This window comes from Flavobacterium sp. (assembly GCF_046153165.1).
In the GTDB taxonomy this organism is placed as follows: domain Bacteria; phylum Bacteroidota; class Bacteroidia; order Flavobacteriales; family Flavobacteriaceae; genus Flavobacterium.
In genome coordinates this window covers 21,912-28,136 of sequence record NZ_JBJXEN010000038.1, presented here as the reverse complement: position 1 = coordinate 28,136, position 6,225 = coordinate 21,912, and the positions used below count along the sequence as shown (strand labels likewise).

Sequence of the window (6,225 nt, the reverse complement as noted above, 5' to 3'; positions counted from 1 at the left end):
CGTCTTTTCTTAAGGCTTTTATCGTTTCACGAGCAATAATTTTGGCTCCAATTGCTGCTTGAATTGGAATGTCAAATTGCTGACGAGGAATGAGTTCTTTTAGTTTTTCACACATTTTTTTACCAATGTGGTATGCGTTGCTTTCGTGAATTAATGCTGATAAAGCATCTACGGAAGTTGCATTTAACAATACATCTAGTTTTACTAATTTTGAAGTTCTCATGCCAATTGGCGAGTAGTCAAAAGATGCATAACCTTTAGAAACGGTTTTTAATCGGTCATAAAAATCGAATACAATTTCTGCGAGTGGCATATCAAAATTTAGCTCTACACGTTCGGTTGTTAAGTACGTTTGATTGGTAATTACACCACGTTTTTCGATGCACAAACTCATTACATTTCCTACGAAATCGGCTTTGGTAATAATGGTAGCCTTTATATATGGTTCTTCAACTCGGTCTAATCTTGATGGTTCTGGCAAATCGGTAGGATTGTTTACAATCATGCCAATTTCAGGTTCTTTTTTGGTGTAAGCCAAGTAAGAAACGTTGGGAACTGTAGTAATTACAGTCATGTTAAACTCGCGCTCTAAACGTTCTTGGATAATTTCCATGTGTAACATTCCTAAAAATCCACAACGGAAACCAAAACCTAACGCAGCGGAGCTTTCGGCAGCAAAAACTAGCGAAGCATCGTTTAGCTGTAATTTTTCCATCGAGTTGCGCAGCTCTTCGTAATCTTCTGTGTCAACAGGATAAATTCCTGCAAAAACCATTGGTTTTACATCTTCGAAACCAACAATCATATTGGTTGTAGGTGTTTTTGCATCGGTTAGTGTATCACCAACTTTTACCTCTTTAGCTTCTTTAATTCCAGAAATTAAATAACCTACATCTCCAGCAGAAATAACATTTTTAGGAACTTGATTCAGTTTTAATGTACCAATTTCATCCGCAAAATATTCATTACCAGTGGCCATAAATTTTATTTTCTGACCTTTTTTAATCTGACCATTTTTTACACGGAAAATAACTTCGATACCACGGAACGGATTGTAATGTGAATCGAAAATTAAGGCTTGTAATGGTTCATCAATATTTCCTTTTGGGTGTGGAATCTTCTCGATAATAGCTGCCAAAATATTTTCGACACCAAAACCAGTTTTTCCTGAAGCATGAATAATATCTTCCAGTTTACAACCTAATAAATCGATAATATCGTCCGAGACTTCTTCTGGATTAGCACTTGGTAAATCGACTTTATTTAAAACAGGAATAATTTCTAGATCATTCTCTAGAGCCAAATATAAGTTTGAAATTGTTTGCGCCTGAATACTTTGTGCTGCATCTACAATAAGAAGTGCTCCTTCACAAGCTGCAATAGAACGAGAAACTTCGTAAGAAAAATCTACGTGACCAGGAGTATCAATCAAATTCAAGATGTATTCTTGCCCTTGATAGGTGTATTCCATTTGAATGGCATGACTTTTTATAGTAATACCACGCTCACGTTCCAAGTCCATATTGTCTAACAACTGAGCTTTTTCTTCACGAGCAGTAACTGTTTGTGTTGCGCCAAGAAGCCTGTCGGCAAGGGTACTTTTTCCGTGGTCTATATGTGCAATAATGCAAAAATTTCTAATATGCTTCATCTTCTGTATCGGTCAAATTTTCTAGAAAACACGATTGTGTTTAATCTGCAAAGATAACGTAAAGTTAGTCAGTGTCAAAGTGGAACAAACAGATAAATATAGAATCATTATTTTTTTTACTTTCAAATAGATACTTTTGTCGGCTTATTAAGATTTTAATTAACAAAAAAAGATTTACAAATTATGAAAAAACTCCTTTGTGTTTTAATAGTATTCACTTTGTCATTGCAAAAAAGTCATTCTCAAAAGACTTTATCAACGGATTATTCATACAAAGTAAGTGAGCCTTACAAGGTGTTTGATGCCAAAGAGAAAATTTATTTTTCTAAAGGAAATGAAGTGATGGCATTGAAAATAGATGGAAAAGAAATTTTAATTCAAAAATTTGATTCTGACAAGCCTGCTTTTATAAAAGAAAAATTATATGAGAAGTTTTTTCCTAAAAATTATTCGGTAGAAGATATACTAGAATTGAATGGGAAATATTATTTTTTCTACTCTTCATGGGATGGAGATAATGATAAAGAGCAATTGTTTTATAACGAAATAGATTTTGATAAAGGAGAATTTTCAGAAACGTCTAAATTACTATTTCAAGTAGATGGGAAAATTGCAGGAACATCAGTTATTGGATCGATGGGCTTTTCAATGTCAATACAAGACAAATTCGATTTTTTTCAATCACAGGACAAAAAAAACGTATTAATTCAGTATAGAAAAAGACCTGAAGTAAAAAGAGATACAAAAAGCTTTGATATTCTTGGGTTATATGCTTTTGATGGGAGTTTAAATAAAATTTCTGGAGCAGAGGTAACAATGCCATATACCGAAAGAAGAATGAATAATCTTGATTATCAATTAGACAATAAAGGGAATTTGTATTTGCTTACAAAAGTTTTTCATGATGATAGTAATGATGATAAAAAGAATAGAAAAGATACTGAAGCAAATTATCACATCGAAATGTTTGTTATTAAATCTGGTTCTAATAAAATAGAGATTTCAAAATTTGATAATAAAGATAAATTTATTAATAAATTATGGCTTTTCGATACAGGTAAAGATTACTTAATCTGTGGCGGATTTTACAGTAACGGGAAAGGAGATTTTGACGATTGCGACGGAATTATTGCTTTTAAAATAAAACCAGATGGAACTATTTACGACAAGACTTTTCATGAAATTCCGTTAGAAGTTCTAAATCAGTATGAAAGTGAAAAAACTAAGAAAAAGAACGAAAAGAAAGAACGAAAAGGAGATGATGCAAAATTTTCTGATTTAGAACTTATAGATCTTGTTGTAAATGAAGACGGAAGTATTGTACTTGTAGGAGAACAATATTTCGTTGTTACTCACACTTCTTACAGCCCTCAAGGAGGAACAAGAACAACATATACGTATCATTATTGCGACATGCTAGTTTCTAAAATTAATGCTGATGGTAAATTAGGTTGGATGAAAAAAATTCCTAAAAATCAAGTTGGAGGTGCTGGTAAAGGAGGAATGTCATATAAATATTTTAATACTAATGGAAACCATTATTTTGTTTTTTTAGACAATGTTAAGAATATTGATTTACCACTAGATAAAGCACCAGCAAGACATGCTGATGGTCAAGGGGGTTATTTAACAGCTGTTAAAATTTCTGATTTAGACGGCGCTTTAACTAAAGGATCTATATTAAATTCTAGAGAAGTAGAAGATTTTAAAATTTATCAATTTTCTACAAATAGAATTGTAAAAACAAGCGAAAACTCTTTTTTATTAGAAGTATATAAAAAGAAAAAAGAAGACATAATGATTAAGGTTAATTTGAATTAATCATTAAGTTTTAAATTTCTTTAATGACATAATTATAAATTATTGTAGATTTACATTTGAATATATAAAAATAAAAAAATGAAAAAAGTATTAGTATTAGCAGTATTATTCGTTTCGTCTATGATGACGGCTCAAAAAATGGAAGTAGTAAAAGGAGATTTTGGTTTTCTAGCTGGTCAAAAAGAAATTAATATTGAATTTGATTACAGTAAATTAACGTTGTTGAAAGAAAATAAAACCGAAGCTCAATATGTTGAAGAACGTTCTAAGGAACTTAACGACAAAACAAAAGGTGTTGGGGATATTTGGAAAAAGAAATGGAATGGAGCGAAAGAAACAATTTGGCAACCAAAATTTTTAGAATTAGTAAATATTGTATTGGCTAAAAAGAAAAAAGAAGTTTCTTTTCAAGAAGGATTAACAACTGCAAAATATACACTAATTGTTGATGCTGTTTGGATTTTTCCGGGTTGGGATGCTATGGTGATGAAACAACCAGCAAAAGTTACGACAAATTTAAAATTCGTAGAAACAGCAAATAGATCTAATGTTTTGTTAGAAATTTCTAGTGAAAATGCACCTGGAGATCAATATGGAAATAATTTTAGTAATGAGTCTAGAATTGGTGAAGGATTTGCCAAAACAGGAAAATCATTAGCTGGACTTCTTTTGAAAAAAGCATATAAAGAATAAATTCTATAAAATCACAATATTTAAAAAATGGGTTTAACTTTAATTAAAGTTAAACCCATTTTTTTTTAAACTTTATAGCTCGATAAACCAAAAAAACTTTTAGTTTTACCTTTCAAAATCATTTTTATTATGAAAAAACAAGTCTTTTTATTTTCAATTTTGACCATCTCATTGTTATTTGTCAATTGCAAATCGGATAAGAAATCACAGGATTTTAAAACCCTAACAGAAAATTATTTTAAAGAAAAAAACGAATTAAATCCTCTTGACGCAACCTTAAATGGGTTTAATGATTATAACGATCAGTTACAGTTAGAAATGACCGATGGATATCTTAAAAAGCAAGAAGATTTTTTTAATAAATATGAAAAACAATTGTCAGAGATTAATTCCGAAAAATTATCTGATGAAGAAAAAATCAGTTACGAAATTATCAAATGGGAAACATCAGTAGGAAAAGATTTATTGAAGCAAGAAGGGAATCTGATGCCAATTCATCAGTTTTGGGGAACACATCTCACAATGTCACAGTTTGCCAGCGGAACAGCTGCACAGCCTTTTAAAACGGAAAAGGATTACCGAAATTTCTTGAAAAGAATGGATACTTATAGTATTTGGCTTGATTCTGCCATAGTTTATATGAAAAAAGGTATTACAAAAGGAATGGTTTTACCAAAAGCATTGACTGAAAAAGTAATTCCACAATTTCAAGATCAGATCACACCAAAAGTAGAAGATAATTTGTTTTATTCATCGATAAAAATAATGCCAGCTAATTTTTCTGACACAGTAAAAATAGCATTGAAAAATGATTACTCTAAAATGATTACAGAAAAATTGATGCCAAAATATAAAAAAATGGCAACTTTTCTAAAAACAGAATATCTTCCAGCTTCAAGAACTACAAGCGGAATAGGAAGTTTGCCTAACGGATCGGCATTGTATGCAATTTATGCAAAACAATGGACGACAACTAACATGAAACCTGAAGAAATACACACATTAGGTCTAAAAGAAGTAGCAAGATTAAATGGTGAAATGGAAAAAGTGAAAATTCAAGTTGGATTTAAAGGAACATTAAAAGAGTTTTTAAACGATGTTCGTGACAAAAAAGAATTAAAACCGTTTACAAAACCTGAACAAGTTATTGCGAATTTTGAAAGTATTTATGCAAGAATAAAACCAAATGTAGAAAAACTATTTTTAGCACAACCAAAAACGAAATTCGAAATTCGTCGTACTGAAGCTTTTAGAGAGCAAACCTCAAGTGCAGAATATATTCAAGGAACAGCAGACGGAACACGCCCAGGGATTTTTTATGTACCAATTCCTGATGCTACTAAATACAATGTGCTTGAAGACGAAGATTTATTTTTACATGAAGCCATTCCTGGTCATCATTTTCAAATGTCTTTTCAACAAGAAAATACACTATTGCCTGATTTTAGAAGATTTAATTGGTTTGGAGCTTACGGAGAAGGTTGGGCTTTGTATGCTGAAAGTTTGGGAAAAGAATTAGGATTATATAAAGATCCGTATCAATATTTAGGGATGCTTAATGACGAAATGCACAGGGCAATTAGACTGGTGGTAGACACAGGTTTGCATTCAAAAGGATGGACACGCGAGCAGGCGATTCAGTATTCTTTAGATAATGAAGCAGAAAGTAAAGATGGTATAACGGCAGAAGTAGAAAGATATATGGCAATTCCTGGGCAAGCTTTGTCCTATAAAATTGGGCAACTAAAAATTATAGAGCTACGTAAAAAAGCACAATCTGAACTAAAAGATAAGTTTGATATTAAAATTTTTCATCAAAAAGTTTTAGAATCTGGCGTAATGCCATTGGCTTTATTGGAAAATAAAATTAACAACTGGATCGAAAGTGAGAAGTAAATACGAAAACATGTATTTTTACTAACGTTTAAAAACAAAAAATCCGAATATTTCTATTCGGATTTTTTTGTGGTACCTCCAGGGATCGAACCAGGGACACATGGATTTTCAGTCCATTGCTCTACCATCTGAGCTAAGGTACCGTCGCTTGTTGCGGGTGCAAA

Annotated in this window: 4 protein-coding genes and 1 tRNA gene; 3 read left to right on the top strand and 2 right to left on the bottom strand. The window is 31.6% G+C overall.

Annotated features, from left to right (window positions below):
- Positions 1-1,651 (bottom strand): translation elongation factor 4 (gene lepA, locus ACKVOV_RS05050; RefSeq protein WP_409205676.1); only part of this gene is annotated, 1,651 nt, incomplete at its 3' end.
- 183 nt (positions 1,652-1,834) lie between these two features.
- Between lepA and ACKVOV_RS05045 the strand changes: the two genes are divergently transcribed.
- From ACKVOV_RS05045 to ACKVOV_RS05035, 3 genes are all read left to right on the top strand, one after another.
- Positions 1,835-3,472 carry a hypothetical protein gene (locus tag ACKVOV_RS05045; RefSeq protein ID WP_409205675.1) on the top strand — a complete coding sequence of 546 codons (1,638 nt, stop codon included), beginning with the start codon at positions 1,835-1,837 and terminating at the stop codon, positions 3,470-3,472.
- 78 nt (positions 3,473-3,550) lie between these two features.
- Positions 3,551-4,165: a hypothetical protein gene (locus ACKVOV_RS05040; protein ID WP_409205674.1), complete on the top strand. Its 615-nt coding sequence runs from the start codon at positions 3,551-3,553 to the stop codon at positions 4,163-4,165.
- A 129-nt stretch (positions 4,166-4,294) separates the two neighbouring features.
- Positions 4,295-6,061, top strand: a complete 1,767-nt coding sequence (locus ACKVOV_RS05035) for a DUF885 domain-containing protein (protein ID WP_409205673.1) — start codon at positions 4,295-4,297, stop codon at positions 6,059-6,061.
- A gap of 70 nt (positions 6,062-6,131) precedes the next feature.
- Here the strand turns inward: ACKVOV_RS05035 and ACKVOV_RS05030 are convergent.
- Positions 6,132-6,204 (bottom strand) — tRNA-Phe (locus ACKVOV_RS05030).
- Positions 6,205-6,225 lie beyond the last annotated feature (21 nt).